Raw genomic sequence first — 17,564 nt, forward strand, 5'->3', positions numbered from 1 at the left:
TGTGAAATCAACTTCATTTTTTTTAAGTCTATTGTTAGTTATCACACTTTTTTCTTGTGATAAGGATAGCGATTCAGAATTGGTACTTGTGGCTACACCACAGGTAATGAGTAAATCTGATTTTCGTAAATCGGTAAAAATTAAGGCGTCTCAACCTATAGTAGAGCCAGGAAAAATATATGTTTATGCCAATTACATTTTTGTAAATGATGTTAATAGAGGTGTGCATATTATAGATAATACAAATCCAACATCGCCTCAACCTTTAAATTATATTGAAATTCCGGGAAACGAAGATATTTCTGTAAAAAACAACTATCTGTATGCAGATAGTGCCACAGATTTGGTAGTATTTGATATTTCCAATATAAATGATGTGAAGCAGGTAGAACGTTTGGAAGATGTCTTTGAGATATACAATTATCAAATTCCTGAAGAAGCTAAGTTTTCTGACTTTGAAGGTTTTAATTATGAAACTCAAGTTATTGTTGGTTGGAATCTAAAACAGGAACGAAGAGAAGATTTTGATCGAGTATTAATTGACGATATCGCTTTCAGTGATACAACTGCTGAAGCAGCGGTTGGTAAAGGAGGGTCTTTAGCAAGGTTTCAAATAGTAAATAACTATTTGTATACTGTTGGACAATACAGCATGTCTATTTTTAATATTCAAAATTTATCCAATCCTGTGCTAGAGACCACACAAAGTGCTGGATGGAATATAGAAACGATGTTTGCTGCTGATAATTACCTGTATTTAGGCAGTACAAATGGGATGTATATTTATGATTTAAAAACACCCTCAGCACCAGAATACGTATCAGAATTCACACATTGGGAAGGATGTGACCCCGTGGTTGTAGATGGTAATTATGCATATTTGACTTTAAGGGGTGGTAACCTGTGTGGGCAACAAGAAAGTGTTCTTGAAATTATTGATATATCAGATAAGTTTAGTCCTACTTTGGCAGAACGTTACACTTTAGAGAATCCCTACGGACTGGGTGTAAAAGGTGATATGCTCTATGTTTGTGATGGAGTGGCAGGTTTAAAATTATTTAAGCGTAACACCCCTGTGGATTTAGATTTGGTAAACACCCTAAAAGAGGAGCAAGCAACTGATGTGATTCCGTTAGAAAATACCTTAATCATGATTGGTAAAAATACACTGTATCAATACGAATATAAAGTTAACAACGTGGCACTTATTAGTGCATATTCATTAAACTAAACTGAAACTAATGTTGTTGGAAAAATCTGCTTTCGGGCAGATTTTTTTATGTATAATTGTATAGAGATACAACTAACCAAACATTTCTTTAAATGAATTCATACGATGTTTTAAGGGATAAAATAAGAAATGCACCAGATTTAAATTTTGGAGATATTTTAAATGATGCCATTGAATTATTCAAAAAAGTATGGTTAAAAGGGTTTTTAGTAATCCTTATTATACTAATAGTTGGTGTGTGTTTGAATTTTATCTTTCAGGCTATTGGATTAGCTGTAGATCCTTCAATATTAATGGAAGGCGTAACTATAGATAGCTTGGTAAAATTTTATTCTCAAAATGCCCTGTATAGCTTACCGCAAACTATTTTGGCTAGTACATTGATGATTGTTATGTTAGCTGGGTTTTACAGAATATGCAAGCAAACGGTGCAGGGAGAAAATCAACAGGATGATTATTTCTACTACTTTAAAAAGGCCTATTTTTCTAAGGCATTAATGCTTGGTATTGTGTATGCAATAATACAGGCATTAGCCCAAACCCTATTTTTAATACCATATATATACGTCCTGGTGCCCTTGTCTTATTTTTCTATTGTATTTGCCAACAATCCCGACCTAAGTGAAACAGAAATTTTTAAGCTAAGCTTTGCACTTGGTAACAAGAAGTGGTTAATTACTTTCGGGACCATGTTTGTGTGTGGTATCTTAGCCATGTTAGGAGCAATAGCATGTATAATAGGAATTGTGTTTACGTTTAGTATAGCCTATTTGCCAGTGTTTTTAATTTATAAAGATGCAATTGGTTTTGATGACCGTAACGAAATTGATTTAATTGGGACAAACGATATTAGAGAAGACTCATTTTAAAATAACATAAAGATGAATACCATTGTAACTTTATTAGAAAAAATAGAAAGTGCTAAAGATTTAGATTTCGGTACCATATTTAATGATTCTATTGAATTATTTAAAAAAGTTTGGGTACAGGGGTTGGTAATTTTACTCTTAAGCATGCTGTTCATGCTTCCATTTTACTTGTTGATGTATGTGCCACTTATTGGAATGGGAATTATGGATCCAGAAGCTTTTAATAATGGAGGAGAACCAAACTTTGCTATCATGTTGCCATTCTATGGTATGATGATTGTTTTTGCATTTTTTGCGACGATAATTGGTGTTGGTCTAAAAGCAGCTTTTTTTAAAATATGCAAGCATAAAGACGCAAATGAAGTTGTAAATGACGATTACTTCTATTTTTTTAAAAAACCATATTTAGTCAAAACAATTAAAGTTGGAGGAGCTTCATTTTTAATTATAATGGTATCGTACCTTTTATGTTTTTTTCCTGTAATATATGCAGTTGTGCCCATGTCTATAATAAACGTTGTTTATGCGTTTAATCCAGATTTATCTGTTTCAGAAATAGTTAAGGCTGGGTTTAAATTAGGTAATAAAAAATGGTTGATAACCTTTGGTTTAATTATTGTAGCTGGCTTTTTAGCAGGAATAGTGGGTATGCTAATGTGTTTTATTGGCGTATTTGTTACCTCTTCTTTTTCCTATATTCCTTTGTACATGATCTATAAAGAATCTGTAGGTTTCGATGATAAAAGCGAGATAGAGCAAATAGGTATTGAAGACTAAGTATTTTTAAGATATAGCTTTAAAAAACCAAGCTTGTAGAGTTTGGTTTTTTTATTGCAGTGCATATCGTAAGACTTTAATCCGGTAATACGACTATATGTTGGTGTTTAATTTTAAATGTTGCTATTGTATACCTCACAAATTTTAAAAATTAGAAGCTTTTTAATCCTTTGGTTCTTAGGGAGTAATGTTGTAGTATCCCAAAACAAACAATTAGAAATAAGTATAAGTAACGATAAACTAGTCCTTCAAGATAAATACTATACCAATGGTTTGCATATAACTTATAGAAAAGGGCTAGAGCGGAGTATCCTTTTTAAAAAAGGCAAAGATGAAACATTGCAAACCAATATACAGATAGGCAACGAGACCTATACTCCTAGTAATCTGTTTTCATTTAATACTAATGATTTTGATCGTCCGTACGCTGGGTGGATGTTTGGAAGTGTAGAATTAGCTAAAATCAAATTAAATTCAGCGGTGTTTTTAGAAATAGAAACAGGTATAACTGGAGGCCCTTCATTAGCAGGAAAACTGCAAAATGCGTTTCATGATTTATTAAATATAGAAAAACCAACTTGGCAGGATGAAATAGCCTTTAAGTGGCTCTTTAATGTAAAGGCAAAAAAGGTATTTAACTTTCGGCTATCGCAGCACTTTAATATTCAGAATTTAACTAGTGCAAGTTTAGGGAGCAAGGATACGTATCTGCAGAACAACGTATTGTTGTTTTTTGGGAAGTTTAATGATTTTCAAAATTCGTATCGCATTCAAGCAGTAGGTGCTACTAATAAATCTGAGTTTTTTGGTTTTTTTGGTGGGGGTTATAGGTATGTTATATTAAATACCTTGATACAAGGTAGCCCATTTAAAGATAGAGATCCCTTTACATCGATAGCTGAAAGTCATGTTTTTAATATGGTAGCAGGAACCGCTCTGAGAACCAAGCACCATGTTTTTAAATTGGAGTTCAATTATAATTCAAGAGAAACGCCGTTGTCTACATCTCATGTTTATGGCATGTTGGTATTTGGTTTTAGTTTTTAAATGGCTGAGGGAATTAAGTATTATTTTTCATGTTAAGATTTGGTAAAATATCGATTAATTAGGCAGATAAACTTTTTTTCATATACATTTGTAGCTTCAAAAAAGGATGTATGGCGAAGAATTTAGTAATAGTAGAGTCACCTGCTAAGGCGAAAACTATAGAAAAATTTTTAGGTAAAGATTTTAAGGTAGAATCTAGTTTTGGGCATATTGCCGATCTCCCTTCCAAGGAACTTGGAGTTGATGTAGAGGGAGATTTCAAACCAAAATATCAAGTTTCAAAAGATAAAAAAGACGTTGTAAAGAAGTTAAAGGATCTTGCAAAGAAAGCCGAAATGGTTTGGTTGGCAAGTGATGAAGATCGAGAAGGAGAGGCCATAGCATGGCATTTAGCCGAAACTTTAAAACTAGATAAAGAAAAAACAAAACGCATTGTTTTTCATGAGATTACTAAAGCAGCCATAAAAAAGGCGATTGAAAACCCTCGTGGGATAGATTATGATTTGGTAGATGCGCAACAAGCACGCAGGGTGTTAGATAGAATTGTGGGTTACGAACTATCGCCCGTGCTCTGGCGAAAAGTAAAAGGAGGTTTATCCGCAGGTAGGGTGCAATCTGTTTCCGTTAGGTTAATCGTTGAAAAAGAACGAGAAATTCAGGGGTTTACACCAGAAGCATCTTTCAGGATTGATGCTGAGTTTTCCAACGAAGATGGACAAGCTTTTAAAGCAAAACTCCCAAAGAATTTTAAAACTAAAGCGGAGGCGTACAAGTTTTTAGAAAGTAATGCCTCGGCCGATTTTAAGGTTGCAGATCTTCAAAAGAAACCCGCCAAAAAATCACCAGCAGCACCATTTACAACATCAACACTTCAACAGGAAGCCTCAAGAAAGTTATACTTTTCAGTAAGTAAAACCATGACCATGGCACAACGCCTTTATGAAGCTGGTTTAATTACTTACATGAGGACAGATAGTGTAAACTTATCTGATGAAGCAAGACAAGGTGCACAAGCTGAAATTGAAAAGGCGTATGGCGATAGCTATAGCAACCCTAGAAACTATAAAGGAAAATCTAAAGGTGCGCAAGAAGCACACGAAGCTATTCGTCCTACAGATTTTTCAAGACACACAGTAGATATAGATAGAGATCAGGCACGTTTGTACGATTTAATTTGGAAGCGTGCTATAGCGTCTCAAATGAGTGATGCGCAACTAGAGCGTACCAATGTTAAAATAGACGCCTCTTCACACAATGAAACCTTTACTGCCAATGGAGAGGTTATTACATTTGATGGGTTTTTAAAAGTATACCTTGAGGGTACCGACGATGAAAATGTAGAGCAAGAAGGTATGTTGCCGGCTCTTAAAGTAAATGAAACCTTGTTAAATAGTTTTATTTCCGCAACAGAGCGTTACACAAGGCCACCTGCCAGATATACCGAAGCTTCTTTGGTTAAAAAATTAGAAGAGTTAGGTATTGGGCGTCCGTCAACCTATGCACCAACAATCTCAACAATCCAGAATAGAAATTATGTTGAAAAAGGTACAGTGGAGGGTGTGGAACGTAAGTACACACAATTAAAACTTCAAAATGGAGAAGTTACAGATGCGACTTTAACGGAAAAAGTAGGTTCTGATAAAGGAAAGTTGGTGCCAACCGATATTGGAATGATTGTCACAGACTTTTTAGTAAATCATTTTGAAGCCATTTTAGATTACAACTTTACAGCTAAAGTTGAAGAGGATTTTGATGAAATAGCAGAAGGAAAAGAGGATTGGACAGAAATGATGCAATCGTTTTACAAGAAATTCCATCCTGTGGTGGAAGATGTAAAGGAAAATGCAGATAGAGAGTCTGGAGAACGTATTCTGGGAACCGATCCAAAAACGGGAAGACAAGTAAGCGTGCGTTTAGGTAAGTTTGGACCTATGGTACAAATAGGTACTGTAGATGATGAAGAGAAACCAATGTTCGCAAGCCTAAGTCCAGATCAGCAATTAAATACCATAACTTTTGAAGAAGCAATGGATTTGTTCCAGTTGCCAAAAACATTAGGATCTTATGAAGGCGCAGAAGTTTCGGTAAATAATGGACGCTATGGGCCGTATGTAAAATATGGTAAAGCATTTGTGTCGCTTCCAAAAGGGCAAGATCCTTTAAGTGTAGAGTTGGAGGACGCTATTGTTTTAATAAAAGAAAAGCAAAAAGCCGATGCACCTATATATATGTATCAAGATTTACCTGTGCAAAAAGGTAAAGGGCGTTTTGGGCCATTTATCAAGTGGAACAATATGTTTATAAACGTAAACAAGAAGTACGACTGGGATAATTTATCAGATACAGATATTGTAGAATTAATAGAAGATAAAATTCAAAAAGAAAAAGATAAGCTTATCCACCATTGGGAAGAAGAAGGTATTCGTGTAGAAAAAGCAAGATGGGGACGACACAATGTTATAAAAGGCAAAGTAAAAGTAGAGTTGCCAAAAACAATTGATGTGACTGATATGACTTTAGAAGAAGCTAAAGCGCATATCGAAACAAAAGCACCAAAGAAAAAAGCAACCAGAAAACGTACCACTAAAAAGAAAACAGCAGCAAAAAAATAAAATAATACACACATGAATTTTAATTTTCTTTCCCCAGTATCAGACAAAGTTTTAGCGCATAACGAACTACTGTCGATGCAAGCCCTGGGAAGAAAGCTTCAAATACATTCTAACCAAAATGGTATCCCAGAGTTAGATGGTGTGCAAATTGCGTTGTTAGGAGTCATCGAGAATAGAAATGATGCGGATTACATTGGCGAAACATTTCAACTGGATGAAATAAGAAAATCACTTTATGCTTTATATCCCGGGAGCTGGAACACATCCATAGCGGATTTAGGAGATATAAATGCAGGGGAGAGTGTAGAAGATACTTATTTTGCGCTAAGGGAAACTATAGAGATTCTCATAAAAAAACATATAATTCCTGTGTTATTGGGAGGGAGTCAAGATTTAACCTATGCCAATTACCGTGCTTATGATGCTTTGATGCCAATGGTTAATTTGGTAAATGTAGATTGTAAATTCGATTTAGGGGATTCTGCAAAGCCTATAAAAAATAACAGCTACGTTGGGAAAATTATATTAGATGAACCCTATAATTTATTCAACTATTCAAATATAGGCTATCAAACCTATTTTAATTCGCAAGAAGAAATAGATTTAATGGAACGCTTATATTTTGAATCTTACCGTTTAGGACAAGTTAATAAAGATATCACCTTAGTTGAACCAGTACTTAGGGATGCTAACATTGTGAGTATAGATTTAAAAGCGGTAAAAGGAGCAGAAGTAAGTTTAAAGCAAAAGTTTTCTCCCAACGGGTTAGATGGAAAAGAGATTTGTGCCATATCCAGATATGCAGGTATAAGCAATAAGGTAAGCTCTTTTGGTATATACGAGTATAAATCATCGAATAATGATGAAATAACGTCTATGCTTATGGCACAAATTATATGGTATTTCATCGAGGGTGTTAATTGTAGGGTAAAGGATGATGATTTTACAGATGAAAGAAGCTATCAAAAGTTTCATACTATGGTAGAGTCTCACGAGCTAGTATTTTACAAGAGTACAAAAACAGGGCGCTGGTGGGTAGAGATCCCTTTTTTAGCCGAAGTAAATAATAAATTAAAAAGACATACGTTATTACCATGCACGCATCAAGATTACTTAGATGCATGTAACGATATAGTGCCAAACCGCTGGTTTAAAGCATTTCAGAAGAATTCTGTGTAATAGACAAAGCATGGTCAAAAGGTCAATTTTATCGTTGAAATGCCAAATTTTCACGATGAAATGTTATTTTTTTAGATAAAAAGTTGTTTTTTAGGAAATATATAAATATGTTTACGCTCTCAAAAATGAAGCTATAATAATTAACCTCGAGTTTTCTATGAATATGAAGAAGTTTATTTTATTAACCGCAGTATTGACTTTACTAGCTAGTTGTGGCTCTAAGGATAGAGGAGAGCTGGTAGGAGTTCAAGGAAAAAAATGGCATCCAGAAAAACCTTATGGTATGGAGCTTGTTCCAGGAGGTGCATTTATAATGGGTAAGGCCGATGACGATCTTGCTGGGGTAAATGATGCTCCTGGTAAAACCGTAACAGTAAGAGCCTTTTATATGGATGCTACCGAAATTACAAATAGCGAGTATCGCCAATTTGTACATTGGGTAAGAGATTCTGTTCTTAGAATGAAATTGGCAATTTTAGCTGATGAGGTTGGTTTAACCCAAGCAGATGAAGGTACAATTGGAGAATATGCATTTAAGGACGCAGATCCAGAAAATATGTCGGTTTACGAAAAATACATGTATGATAACTATACAGGTTTAGGAGATGATATGTACTCTGGTAGAAAAATTAATAAAGATACAGAGTTGATTTTTGATACTTCAGAGTATTTAGACGAGTACTACGCAGAGGTAATGGATACAATGTATCTTCCAATGGAAGAATCCTATAATGGACAACGCACTTGGGATGTTAAAAAATTCAAGTTTCAGTTTAGCTACATGGATATCCAAGAAGCAGCCAGAAACAGGGGGGTAAAACGTAGCAAAGTTATTAAAAAAGAAGAGGTGGAAATTTATCCCGATACAACCGTATGGATTAGAGATTTCCAATATTCGTATAACGAGCCAATGCACAACGATTATTTCTGGCATGAAGCATACGGAGATTATCCAGTTGTAGGTGTTACCTGGAAGCAGGCAAAAGCATTTTGTGAATGGAGAACCATAAACAAAAACACATACCAAAAGAGTAGAAAAGGTGCAGCTATGGTAAACAGATTTAGATTACCATCAGAAGCAGAATGGGAATACGCCGCAAGGGGAGGATTGCAAGCAGCAACATATCCATGGGGAGGACCTTACACCAAAAGTGATAGGGGTTGTTTTATGGCAAACTTTAAGCCCGTACGTGGCGATTATGCAGCAGATCAAGCATTATACACTGTAGAAGCAAAGTCTTATGAGCCAAACGATTATAATCTGTACAATATGGCTGGTAATGTTTCAGAATGGGTAAATGCATCATACGATCCTGCATCTTATGAGTATTCATCAACAATAAATCCAAGTGTTAACGATCCGGACAATACACGTAAGGTTATCCGTGGTGGTTCTTGGAAGGATGTGGCTTACTTTTTACAAGTAAGTTCTAGAGATTACGAATATGCAGATTCTGCAAGAAGTTATATAGGTTTCAGAACCGTTCAAGATTACATGGGGACAAACGTAACTAAGAACGGCAAATAAATCGTATTATATCAAATCAATAATAATAACTATTAATTTAACCTACTTAAGTAGTTTGTCTACTTAAAATTAAAAACCAAAAATTATGGCAAAGTCAAAAGCAAGCAAGAAATTTATGAATATGGCCTACGGATTAGGGGCATCAATTGTAATCGTTGGAGCATTATTTAAAATCATACATTTCGAAATAGGATTCCTAACAGGTAACGTTATGTTAACCATCGGTCTGGTAACAGAAGCAATTATTTTCGCATTATCAGCCTTCGAACCTGTTGATGATGAATTAGATTGGTCTTTAGTATATCCAGAATTAGCTGGAGGAGCTACAGCTGAAAGAGATCAAAACCCTAAAGGTGTATTATCTCAAAAATTAGATGAATTACTTAAAGAAGCTAAGATTGACGGAGAGTTAATGGCTAGCTTAGGCGAAAGCATTAAAAACTTCGAAGGTGCAGCTAAAGGTATCTCTCCAACTGTAGATTCTATTCAAGCTACTCAAAAATATGGAGAAGAGTTATCATTGGCAGCAGCGCAAATGGAGTCTTTAAATAGCTTATATAAAGTACAATTAGAGAGCATTAACAAACAAGCTTCTATCAATGAAGAATCTGTAGAAAATGCTGCTAAGTTAAAAGAGCAAATGGAGTCTTTGGCTTCAAACTTATCGTCACTTAATGGCGTGTATGGTGGAATGTTATCTGCAATGAACAAATAATTAGGGGTTACCCAGATTTAATAACCAAAACCTAATTAAATGGCAAGCGGAAAAGAAACCCCAAGACAGAAAATGATAAACTTGATGTATTTAATATTCATCGCGATGTTAGCGTTAAATATGTCAAAAGAAGTATTATCAGCGTTCGGTTTAATGAACGAAAAACTTACGGAGTCCAACGAGGCAACCGAAGCAAGAAATGAAAGCTTTGTAGCTAGTTTAGAGCAAAAAGCTGCAGATCAACCAGAGAAGTATCAACCATTACAGGCTAAAGCGAGTCAAATAGACAAGTTGGCGCATGATTTTGATTCTTATTTATCTGAGTTAAAAGGAAAAATGACAGCTAAGATTGATGACCCTACTGATTACGAAGTAATGGATAAAGGAGATTATCTAGACCAGAATTTCTTTAAAGGTGACAAAATAAAAGAAGAAGGTCAAGCTTTCTTAAACCATATGAAAACTTTTAGAGAAGGTGTTGCAAAAGTACTAGGAGACAATCCTGCAATGGCACCAGTAATAAAAGAAGTTAATGAGAAATTTAATACTGATCCTGTAAAAAATAGAGATGGTATTAAAGTAGATTGGCTAGACTATCATTACAAAGGTTTTCCTTTAGTGGCTTCATTAACTAAAATGACACAATTACAAGCTGATATCAAAACTACTGAGTCTCAAATTTTATCTACGATGCTACAGGGTACTCAAGCAGCTCAGTTATCTATGACGAACTATACAACATTAATGGAGACTTCGAAATCAGCGTATTTCAATGGAGAACAATTTGATGGTCAAATTGTATTAGGTCGTAAAGATGCTACTACTAAGCCAAAGAGAGTTGAATTGACTTTAGATGGTAGAAAACTTTCAGAAAACCAATACGCTATCGAAGATGGTAAAGTAAAGCTTAAAATAGGTACAGGTGGCGTAGGAGAGCACAAAATTGAAGGTAAATTGATTTTTGGAGAAGGTGGTGAGGAAATTGAAGTTCCTGTAAAATCATCTTTTGCAACTGTTGCCAAGCCAAATGCTGCTACAATTTCAGCAGATAAAATGAATGTAGTATACAGAGGTGTTAAAAACCCTATGACAATTTCATTTGCTGGTATCCCTGATAACAAAGTAAATGCAAGTGCTCAAGGATTATCTAGAGCAGGAGGTAGCAAATATGTTATGGATGCAACATCTATCAGGGGTAGAGAGGTTACCATTAATGTAACTGGTACACTTCCTGATGGTGGAAAAGTTAGCGATAATGCTAAATTCAGAATTAAAGATTTACCAAAACCTACTGGTACTGTTAGAGGAGAAGATGGTGCTGTTAAAATGCAGCGTCAAAGTTTAGAAAAATCTTCTATAGGTGCTAAGTTTGATGATTTCGATTTTGAATTACCACTTAGAGTGAGTGGTTTTAAATTTAAAGTTCCAGGACAACCTACTATTGAGGTTAGAGGAAATAAATTAAACGACAGAGCTAAAAGTGCTTTACGTAAAGCTAAGCGTGGTTCTGGTGTTCAAATATTTGATATAGAAGCAAAAGCAAATGGTGTAAGTGTGATTCTTAAAAAAGTATCTCCAGTATTTGTTGAGCTTACAAATTAGAAATATTGGGCTAACGGTTTATGTTAGCCCAATAACAATAAAATAAGAAATAAGATGAATTTGAAAAGTGTTTTATTAACTGTTGTAACTGTTTTTACAGTATCAAGTGTATTTGCTCAAGCTAATATACTTAATGCCAAAAGTCCTGAAGAAATAGGTGTAAGAACAGAAGAACAAAAAGCTATAGATAACGATAAACCATTGGAATATGGATATGTTGATGATAGAGATATCCTGTATTCTAAAATGGTATGGGAAAGGGTACGTTTAGATGAACGCGCAAACTTTCCATTATATTATCCTATCGACACCAACAATATTGGTAGCAACAGACGTTCGTTATATGATGTTTTGATGAAAAACATTAAAAATGGTAAAATTAAAAACATTTATGATGATTCTTATTTTACAACAAAACGTACGTTAAAGGATATAGAGGCTGCACTATCTAAAATTGATACCACAGAATATGGTATTGAGCAATTAAATGCAGGTGAAGAGTTGTCAGACGAGTATATCGATAGACGCGACATCACTGCTGCTGATATTGTAGAATATCGTGTAAAAGGCTTATGGTATTTTGATAAGCGTCATGCTGAAATGAAGTACAGACTTTTGGGAATTGCTCCTGTAGCTCCAGATGTTAATTTTATTGATGATGAGAATCCTGACTTAGTGCCATTATTTTGGGTGTTTTTCCCAGATGCAAGAGAAGTATTGCATGAATCAAAAGCATTCAATAATGCCAATAGTGCCATACCGCATTCATTCGATCATTTGCTAAATTCCAGACGTTTCCAAGGCTATATTTATAGAGAGGAGAATGTTCAAGGCGATAGAAAAGTAAATGAATATATTTCAGATAATGCATTAATGCAGCTTTTAGAATCAGAGCGTATAAAAACAAAAATTAGAGATTTTGAATTAGATATGTGGACCTACTAATTCAATTTCAAAACGATAGTGAAACAAACGCCTACTGAAAAGTGGGCGTTTTTTTGTTATTCATGTAAAGTCAAGCATCCATTTTTTATCTTCGCAACATGCAAGTAGATTATATAGTTGTTGGCCTAGGTTTGGCGGGAATAAGTTTTTGTGAGCAATTGAGGGCAAACAATAAAACATTCGTAGTATTTGATGATAGTTCTCAAAAATCATCAGTAGTTGCAGGAGGATTGTATAACCCAGTAGTTTTAAAACGCTTTACTTCAGTGTGGAAAAGCGATATACAATTAAACTTAGCATTGCAACACTACAGTAATTTAGAAAAGCTGCTAAAAGTTACCTTAGACTATAAAATTCCAGTATATAGAAAGTTTGCTTCGGTAGAAGAACAGAATAATTGGTTTATAGCATCAGATAAACCAAAGTTAAGCAAATACCTCTCAGGTAAAATAGTGCCTAATACCAATACGGTAATTAAAGCAGAGTATGGCTTTGGGAAAGTATTGCACACAGGGCGTATAGATGTAAGTAAGCTCATTAAATCATATAAAACGTTTCTAAACTACCATAATGCTTTAAAACAAGAACCGTTTATATATGAAGCTTTAAATACTCAAGAACAATCCTTAATCTATAAGGATATAAGCGCGAAGCACATAGTGTTTTCCGAAGGTTTTGGAGTTACAAAAAATCCATTTTTTACAAACCTACCCTTAAGCCCTACAAAAGGCGAATTATTAACCATTTATGCACCAGAATTAAACATAGATTTTGTGCTAAAAGGTCCAGTGTTTTTAATTCCGATAGGTAACGATTTGTATGTAGTTGGAGCAACCTACGAATTGTATGATTTAACACATGATACCACGGCAAAAGCAAAAACAAAGCTTTTAGAGGGATTAAAGAGTATGATTACTTGTGAGTTTAAAATAATAAAACAAGTGGCAGGCATAAGGCCTACAGTAAGGGATAGGAGACCACTGGTAGGTAGACATAATAATCATGAAAACATATACTTATTAAATGGATTAGGGACACGAGGAGTAATGATTGGGCCTTATGTGGCAAAACAACTTTTTGAGTATATTGAGAATAAAACCCCTTTGGAACGAGAAATTAGTTTATCAAGACTTAATTAGTTTTCTCATTTTTATGCACTAGAGTTTCATCGTAACTCATAAACATATTAATCCAAATATTCCTAGAAAGTCTCATAATAATAGGCATAAATACTACTAATGTGCCAACTATAGCTATAAATGTCATTATTAAATCGGCTCCCAATATTAAGTTACTAATTACAAAAGCAGCTACACCAAAAGCAATACCAACGGCATAACTTACATACATTGCACCGTAGAAAAAAGAAGGTTCAATTCTATACTTAGTATCACACTTAGAACAACGCTCGTTTACTTTTAACGTTTCAGACAATACATACGCATTTTTATTGCTGTACATAGATTCTTGATGGCATTTTGGGCAACACCCCGTTAAAATACTATAAACTTTAGTTCCTTTTTTAAACATTAATTTTGATGTATTTTTGCGTGCAATACTGCCATACAAAGGTATATTTTATAGTTTAAACAGCTGTAACTAAAGTCACATTTCTATGCTTAACATTCACAATTTATCTATTTCATTTCAAGGAGAATACCTTTTTGAGGACATTACGTTTAAACTAGGAAATGGAGATAGAATAGGTTTAATTGGTAAAAATGGAGCAGGTAAGTCTACCATGCTAAAAATTTTATCAAAAGAGCTAGAGCCGGACTCTGGGCAGATTGCAGCAGATAAAGCCTTAAAAATTGGGTTTTTGAAACAAGATATAGATTTTGTTTTTGGAAGAACCGTTTTAGAGGAAGCCTACCAAGCCTTTACTGAAATTAAAGCAATAGAGGCTAGCATGGAGCATATAAATACCCAACTGGCAGAACGTACCGATTACGAAAGTGAAGGGTACAATCAGTTAATGATAGATATTAACGACTTACAACATCAGTACGAAATACTTGGAGGGTACAATTATCAGGGTAATACAGAGAAAATATTACAAGGCTTAGGTTTTAAAAGAGACGATTTTGATAGCTTAACCGATACGTTTTCTGGAGGTTGGCGTATGCGTATAGAACTTGCAAAGTTGTTGCTTCAGGATAACGATATTTTGCTTTTGGATGAGCCCACTAACCATTTAGATATAGAATCTATTATTTGGTTGGAAAGTTTTCTTAAGCAGTATGCAGGGGCTGTAGTAATCGTATCTCATGATAAAATGTTTTTGGATAATGTTACCAACAGAACCATTGAGATATCATTGGGTAGGATTTATGATTACCCAAAACCATATTCAAAATATTTAGTACTTAGAAAAGAGATTAGGGAGCAACAACTGGCATCTCAAAAAAACCAACAAAAGCAGATTGAACATACAGAAAAACTGATTGAAAAATTTAGGGCCAAAGCATCCAAAGCCACAATGGCACAATCGCTCATTAAAAAATTAGATAAAATTGAGCGCATTGAAGTTGATGAAGATGATAATAGTGTAATGACTTTAAATTTCCCAGTTTCTGTAACTCCTGGTAAAGTAGTTGTTGAGGCTGAGGAGATATCAAAAAATTATAGAGACAATCAAGTGCTAAAGTCAATTGATTTATTAATTGAACGAGATAGTAAAACCGCCTTTGTTGGTCAAAATGGGCAAGGCAAATCCACTCTGGCAAAAATAATAGTAGGCGAGATTAAGCACAGTGGTAGTTTAAAATTAGGGCATAATGTGCAAATAGGTTATTTTGCACAAAATCAGGCAGAATATTTAGATGGTAATAAAACGGTTTTAGATACCATGATAGATGCCGCAAACGAATCCAACAGAAGTAAAGTACGTGATATTTTGGGCTCGTTTTTATTTAGGGGTGATGAGGTAGAGAAATATGTAAAAGTACTATCAGGAGGAGAGCGAAACCGTTTAGCATTAGCAAAATTGATGTTGCAACCTTTTAATGTGCTTATCATGGATGAACCAACAAACCATTTGGATATAAAATCTAAAAATGTACTCAAAGAAGCATTAAAGCGTTTTGAAGGGACGTTAATTCTAGTATCTCATGATAGAGATTTTCTGCAAGGTTTAACCAATATTGTATACGAGTTTAAAGATCATAAAATCAAGGAATATCTTGGGGATATAGATTACTATTTGGAGGAACGACAGGTTGAAAACCTTAGAGAGGTTGAAAAACGTACTACGGTTAAGGAAACACCAAAGGAGAAAAAGAATCAATCTTACGAAGAACAAAAACGATTAAAATCTTTAAACAATAAGTTAAGTAATATAGAATCTAAAATATCAGAGCTAGAAAAGGAGATTAAAGCCATAGATTTAGAGTTGGAGATTAATTATAATGAGGTGACTTCAAAGCCTAATTTTTTTGATGATTACCAAAAGAAGAAATCAGATTTAGATGGATATATGCAGCAATGGGAAGATGTGCAAATTCAAATTGAAACCTTGACTTAGCTTAAAAATGTTAAAATTTTATGTATTTCGTCGATAAAAATAGTTTTTTGTCTATTTAGTTGCTATTTTCGTACGTGAAATTAGTCCCAAATCAACCTAAAGATGAAAAACCTAAAGTATACAGTTTTAACTTTTTTAATATCATTTGCAGCCTTTGCTAATATTTCTAATAGCGAAAAGGAAGCATTATTGGCATTGTACAATAGTACTAATGGTGCTGAATGGAATTCCACATGGGATACAACATCGCCAATTGATACTTGGCATGGTGTTACAATAGAAAATAATAAAGTAGTTGAAATTAACTTACCTTTTAATAATTTAAGAGGCCAGTTACCTGAAGCGATTGCTAATCTTACAGGATTGGTAAAACTTAATTTAGGTTTTAATGGCTTAACAGGAAATGTGCCTACAGCTTTAAGCAGTTTGCAAAATCTTGAAGTTTTAGAGCTGTTTATGAATAAGTTTGAAGGAGAGATCCCAGCCGAATTAGGCAAATTAAAAAAATTGAAGTCTTTAAAATTATACAGTAACCAGCTTACTGGTAACATACCTATGTCAATCATGGGATTAACAAATCTGGAAGAGCTTCTAATAGGAAGCAATTATTTAACAGGTAATATTCCACGTGAAATCCAAGCATTAAAGAAATTGAAGAAATTTAGTGTGATGGATAATAAAATGGATGGCGAAATTCCAGTGGAAATGGCACAGTTAACAGAATTGGAAGAATTATTGTTATCTACAAACCAATTTACGGGAGACGTGCCTATAGAATTTGTAAATCTAAAAAATTTAAATACTATAATGGTTAGCGATAACAAGCTAAATAAAGAGTATATAAGTGTTTCAGGAAAGAACCCACCATCATTGATGTTAATTGAAACTAATGCAACCGCAACGATGGACATTGAAAAAGAATAAGTTCTCCATAAAAATAGTTAATGGTAAAAGACACAAGTAATTGTGTCTTTTTTTTATATTTAAATATGAAGGAACACTATTTTACTTGCCCCTATTGTTGGGAGGAGATCTCAATGTTGTTAGATGATTCTGTAATGCAACAAGAGTATATTGAAGATTGTGAAGTGTGTTGTAACCCCATACAAATAAAGGTTACCTTTTTTAATTCAGAAATCGCAGATTTTCAAGCAACTAGTATAGAGCAATAAATTTTTCAGAATAAAGCATTGCTAAATCTAAAAAGGATTGTATATTTGCTGTCCAATATCGCGGGATAGAGCAGTAGGTAGCTCGTCGGGCTCATAACCCGAAGGTCACTGGTTCGAGTCCAGTTCCCGCTACTAGTAAAATCAAGGCTTCACAGAAATGTGAAGCCTTTTTTAATTCTTGGGTACAACACAGGTACAACAATTTAAAGTTGTTCACATATTCATTCTAATTGATAAGAATTGGCGTTTTTTACCAGTAAACACCATTACTTAGTACTTAAGCTGTTGTTGATAAACTATTCGCATTCCAAAATTGGAAGAAGTTTCAATTAAATTAAAATAATTATAGTAAAATAATGAGATA

At 34.2% G+C, this 17,564-nt stretch carries 15 protein-coding genes and 1 tRNA gene; 15 read left to right on the plus strand and 1 reads right to left on the minus strand.

From position 1 onward, the window contains the following. Window position 1 precedes the first annotated feature (1 nt). From JS605_RS10765 to JS605_RS10815, 11 genes are all read left to right on the plus strand, one after another. Window positions 2-1,231: an LVIVD repeat-containing protein gene (locus tag JS605_RS10765; protein ID WP_203257728.1), complete on the plus strand. Its 1,230-nt coding sequence runs from the start codon at window positions 2-4 to the stop codon at window positions 1,229-1,231. 92 nt (window positions 1,232-1,323) lie between these two features. Next, window positions 1,324-2,100: a hypothetical protein gene (locus JS605_RS10770; RefSeq protein WP_203257729.1), complete on the plus strand. Its 777-nt coding sequence runs from the start codon at window positions 1,324-1,326 to the stop codon at window positions 2,098-2,100. 12 nt (window positions 2,101-2,112) lie between these two features. After that, on the plus strand, window positions 2,113-2,877 hold the full coding sequence (locus tag JS605_RS10775; protein ID WP_203257730.1) for a hypothetical protein: 765 nt from the start codon (window positions 2,113-2,115) through the stop codon (window positions 2,875-2,877). 126 nt (window positions 2,878-3,003) lie between these two features. Further along, window positions 3,004-3,924, plus strand: a complete 921-nt coding sequence (locus JS605_RS10780; RefSeq protein ID WP_203257731.1) for a lipid A-modifier LpxR family protein — start codon at window positions 3,004-3,006, stop codon at window positions 3,922-3,924. 110 nt (window positions 3,925-4,034) lie between these two features. After that, window positions 4,035-6,536 (plus strand): type I DNA topoisomerase, encoded by a 2,502-nt coding sequence (gene topA / locus JS605_RS10785; protein WP_203257732.1) that lies wholly within the window; start codon window positions 4,035-4,037, stop codon window positions 6,534-6,536. Window positions 6,537-6,548: 12 nt separating this feature from the next. After that, on the plus strand, window positions 6,549-7,715 hold the full coding sequence (locus JS605_RS10790; protein ID WP_203257733.1) for a formimidoylglutamase: 1,167 nt from the start codon (window positions 6,549-6,551) through the stop codon (window positions 7,713-7,715). Window positions 7,716-7,878: 163 nt separating this feature from the next. Continuing rightward, window positions 7,879-9,243: a T9SS ring complex lipoprotein PorK/GldK gene (porK, locus tag JS605_RS10795; protein ID WP_203257734.1), complete on the plus strand. Its 1,365-nt coding sequence runs from the start codon at window positions 7,879-7,881 to the stop codon at window positions 9,241-9,243. An 85-nt stretch (window positions 9,244-9,328) separates the two neighbouring features. Beyond that, window positions 9,329-9,958, plus strand: coding sequence for a type IX secretion system motor protein PorL/GldL (gene porL / locus JS605_RS10800; RefSeq protein WP_203257735.1), 630 nt, complete (start codon window positions 9,329-9,331; stop codon window positions 9,956-9,958). A gap of 39 nt (window positions 9,959-9,997) precedes the next feature. Then, window positions 9,998-11,560 (plus strand): type IX secretion system motor protein PorM/GldM, encoded by a 1,563-nt coding sequence (gene porM / locus JS605_RS10805; RefSeq protein ID WP_203257736.1) that lies wholly within the window; start codon window positions 9,998-10,000, stop codon window positions 11,558-11,560. A gap of 54 nt (window positions 11,561-11,614) precedes the next feature. Next, window positions 11,615-12,505 carry a type IX secretion system ring subunit PorN/GldN gene (porN, locus tag JS605_RS10810; protein ID WP_203257737.1) on the plus strand — a complete coding sequence of 297 codons (891 nt, stop codon included), beginning with the start codon at window positions 11,615-11,617 and terminating at the stop codon, window positions 12,503-12,505. Between the two features lie 98 nt (window positions 12,506-12,603). Then, window positions 12,604-13,644 (plus strand): NAD(P)/FAD-dependent oxidoreductase, encoded by a 1,041-nt coding sequence (locus JS605_RS10815; RefSeq protein ID WP_203257738.1) that lies wholly within the window; start codon window positions 12,604-12,606, stop codon window positions 13,642-13,644. On the opposite strand, the gene JS605_RS10820 is transcribed toward JS605_RS10815, so the two are convergent. Further along, window positions 13,637-14,035 carry a DUF983 domain-containing protein gene (locus JS605_RS10820; RefSeq protein WP_203257739.1) on the minus strand — a complete coding sequence of 133 codons (399 nt, stop codon included), beginning with the start codon at window positions 14,033-14,035 and terminating at the stop codon, window positions 13,637-13,639. The two genes, JS605_RS10815 and JS605_RS10820, sit on opposite strands and share 8 nt — an antisense overlap. 85 nt (window positions 14,036-14,120) lie before the next feature. On the opposite strand from JS605_RS10820, the gene JS605_RS10825 reads away from it, so the two are divergent. The 4 genes from JS605_RS10825 (at window position 14,121) to JS605_RS10840 (ending at window position 17,332) form a co-directional block, all read left to right on the plus strand. After that, window positions 14,121-16,028 carry an ABC-F family ATP-binding cassette domain-containing protein gene (locus tag JS605_RS10825; RefSeq protein ID WP_203257740.1) on the plus strand — a complete coding sequence of 636 codons (1,908 nt, stop codon included), beginning with the start codon at window positions 14,121-14,123 and terminating at the stop codon, window positions 16,026-16,028. Window positions 16,029-16,130: 102 nt separating this feature from the next. Next, on the plus strand, window positions 16,131-16,952 hold the full coding sequence (locus JS605_RS10830; RefSeq protein WP_203257741.1) for a leucine-rich repeat domain-containing protein: 822 nt from the start codon (window positions 16,131-16,133) through the stop codon (window positions 16,950-16,952). Between the two features lie 65 nt (window positions 16,953-17,017). Continuing rightward, window positions 17,018-17,200: a CPXCG motif-containing cysteine-rich protein gene (locus JS605_RS10835; RefSeq protein ID WP_203257742.1), complete on the plus strand. Its 183-nt coding sequence runs from the start codon at window positions 17,018-17,020 to the stop codon at window positions 17,198-17,200. Between the two features lie 59 nt (window positions 17,201-17,259). Then, window positions 17,260-17,332: transfer RNA gene (locus JS605_RS10840), tRNA-Met, on the plus strand. The last annotated feature ends 232 nt before the right edge of the window (window positions 17,333-17,564 follow it).

The sequence above is a fragment of the Hyunsoonleella ulvae genome (assembly GCF_016827605.1).
Lineage (GTDB): Bacteria > Bacteroidota > Bacteroidia > Flavobacteriales > Flavobacteriaceae > Jejuia > Jejuia ulvae.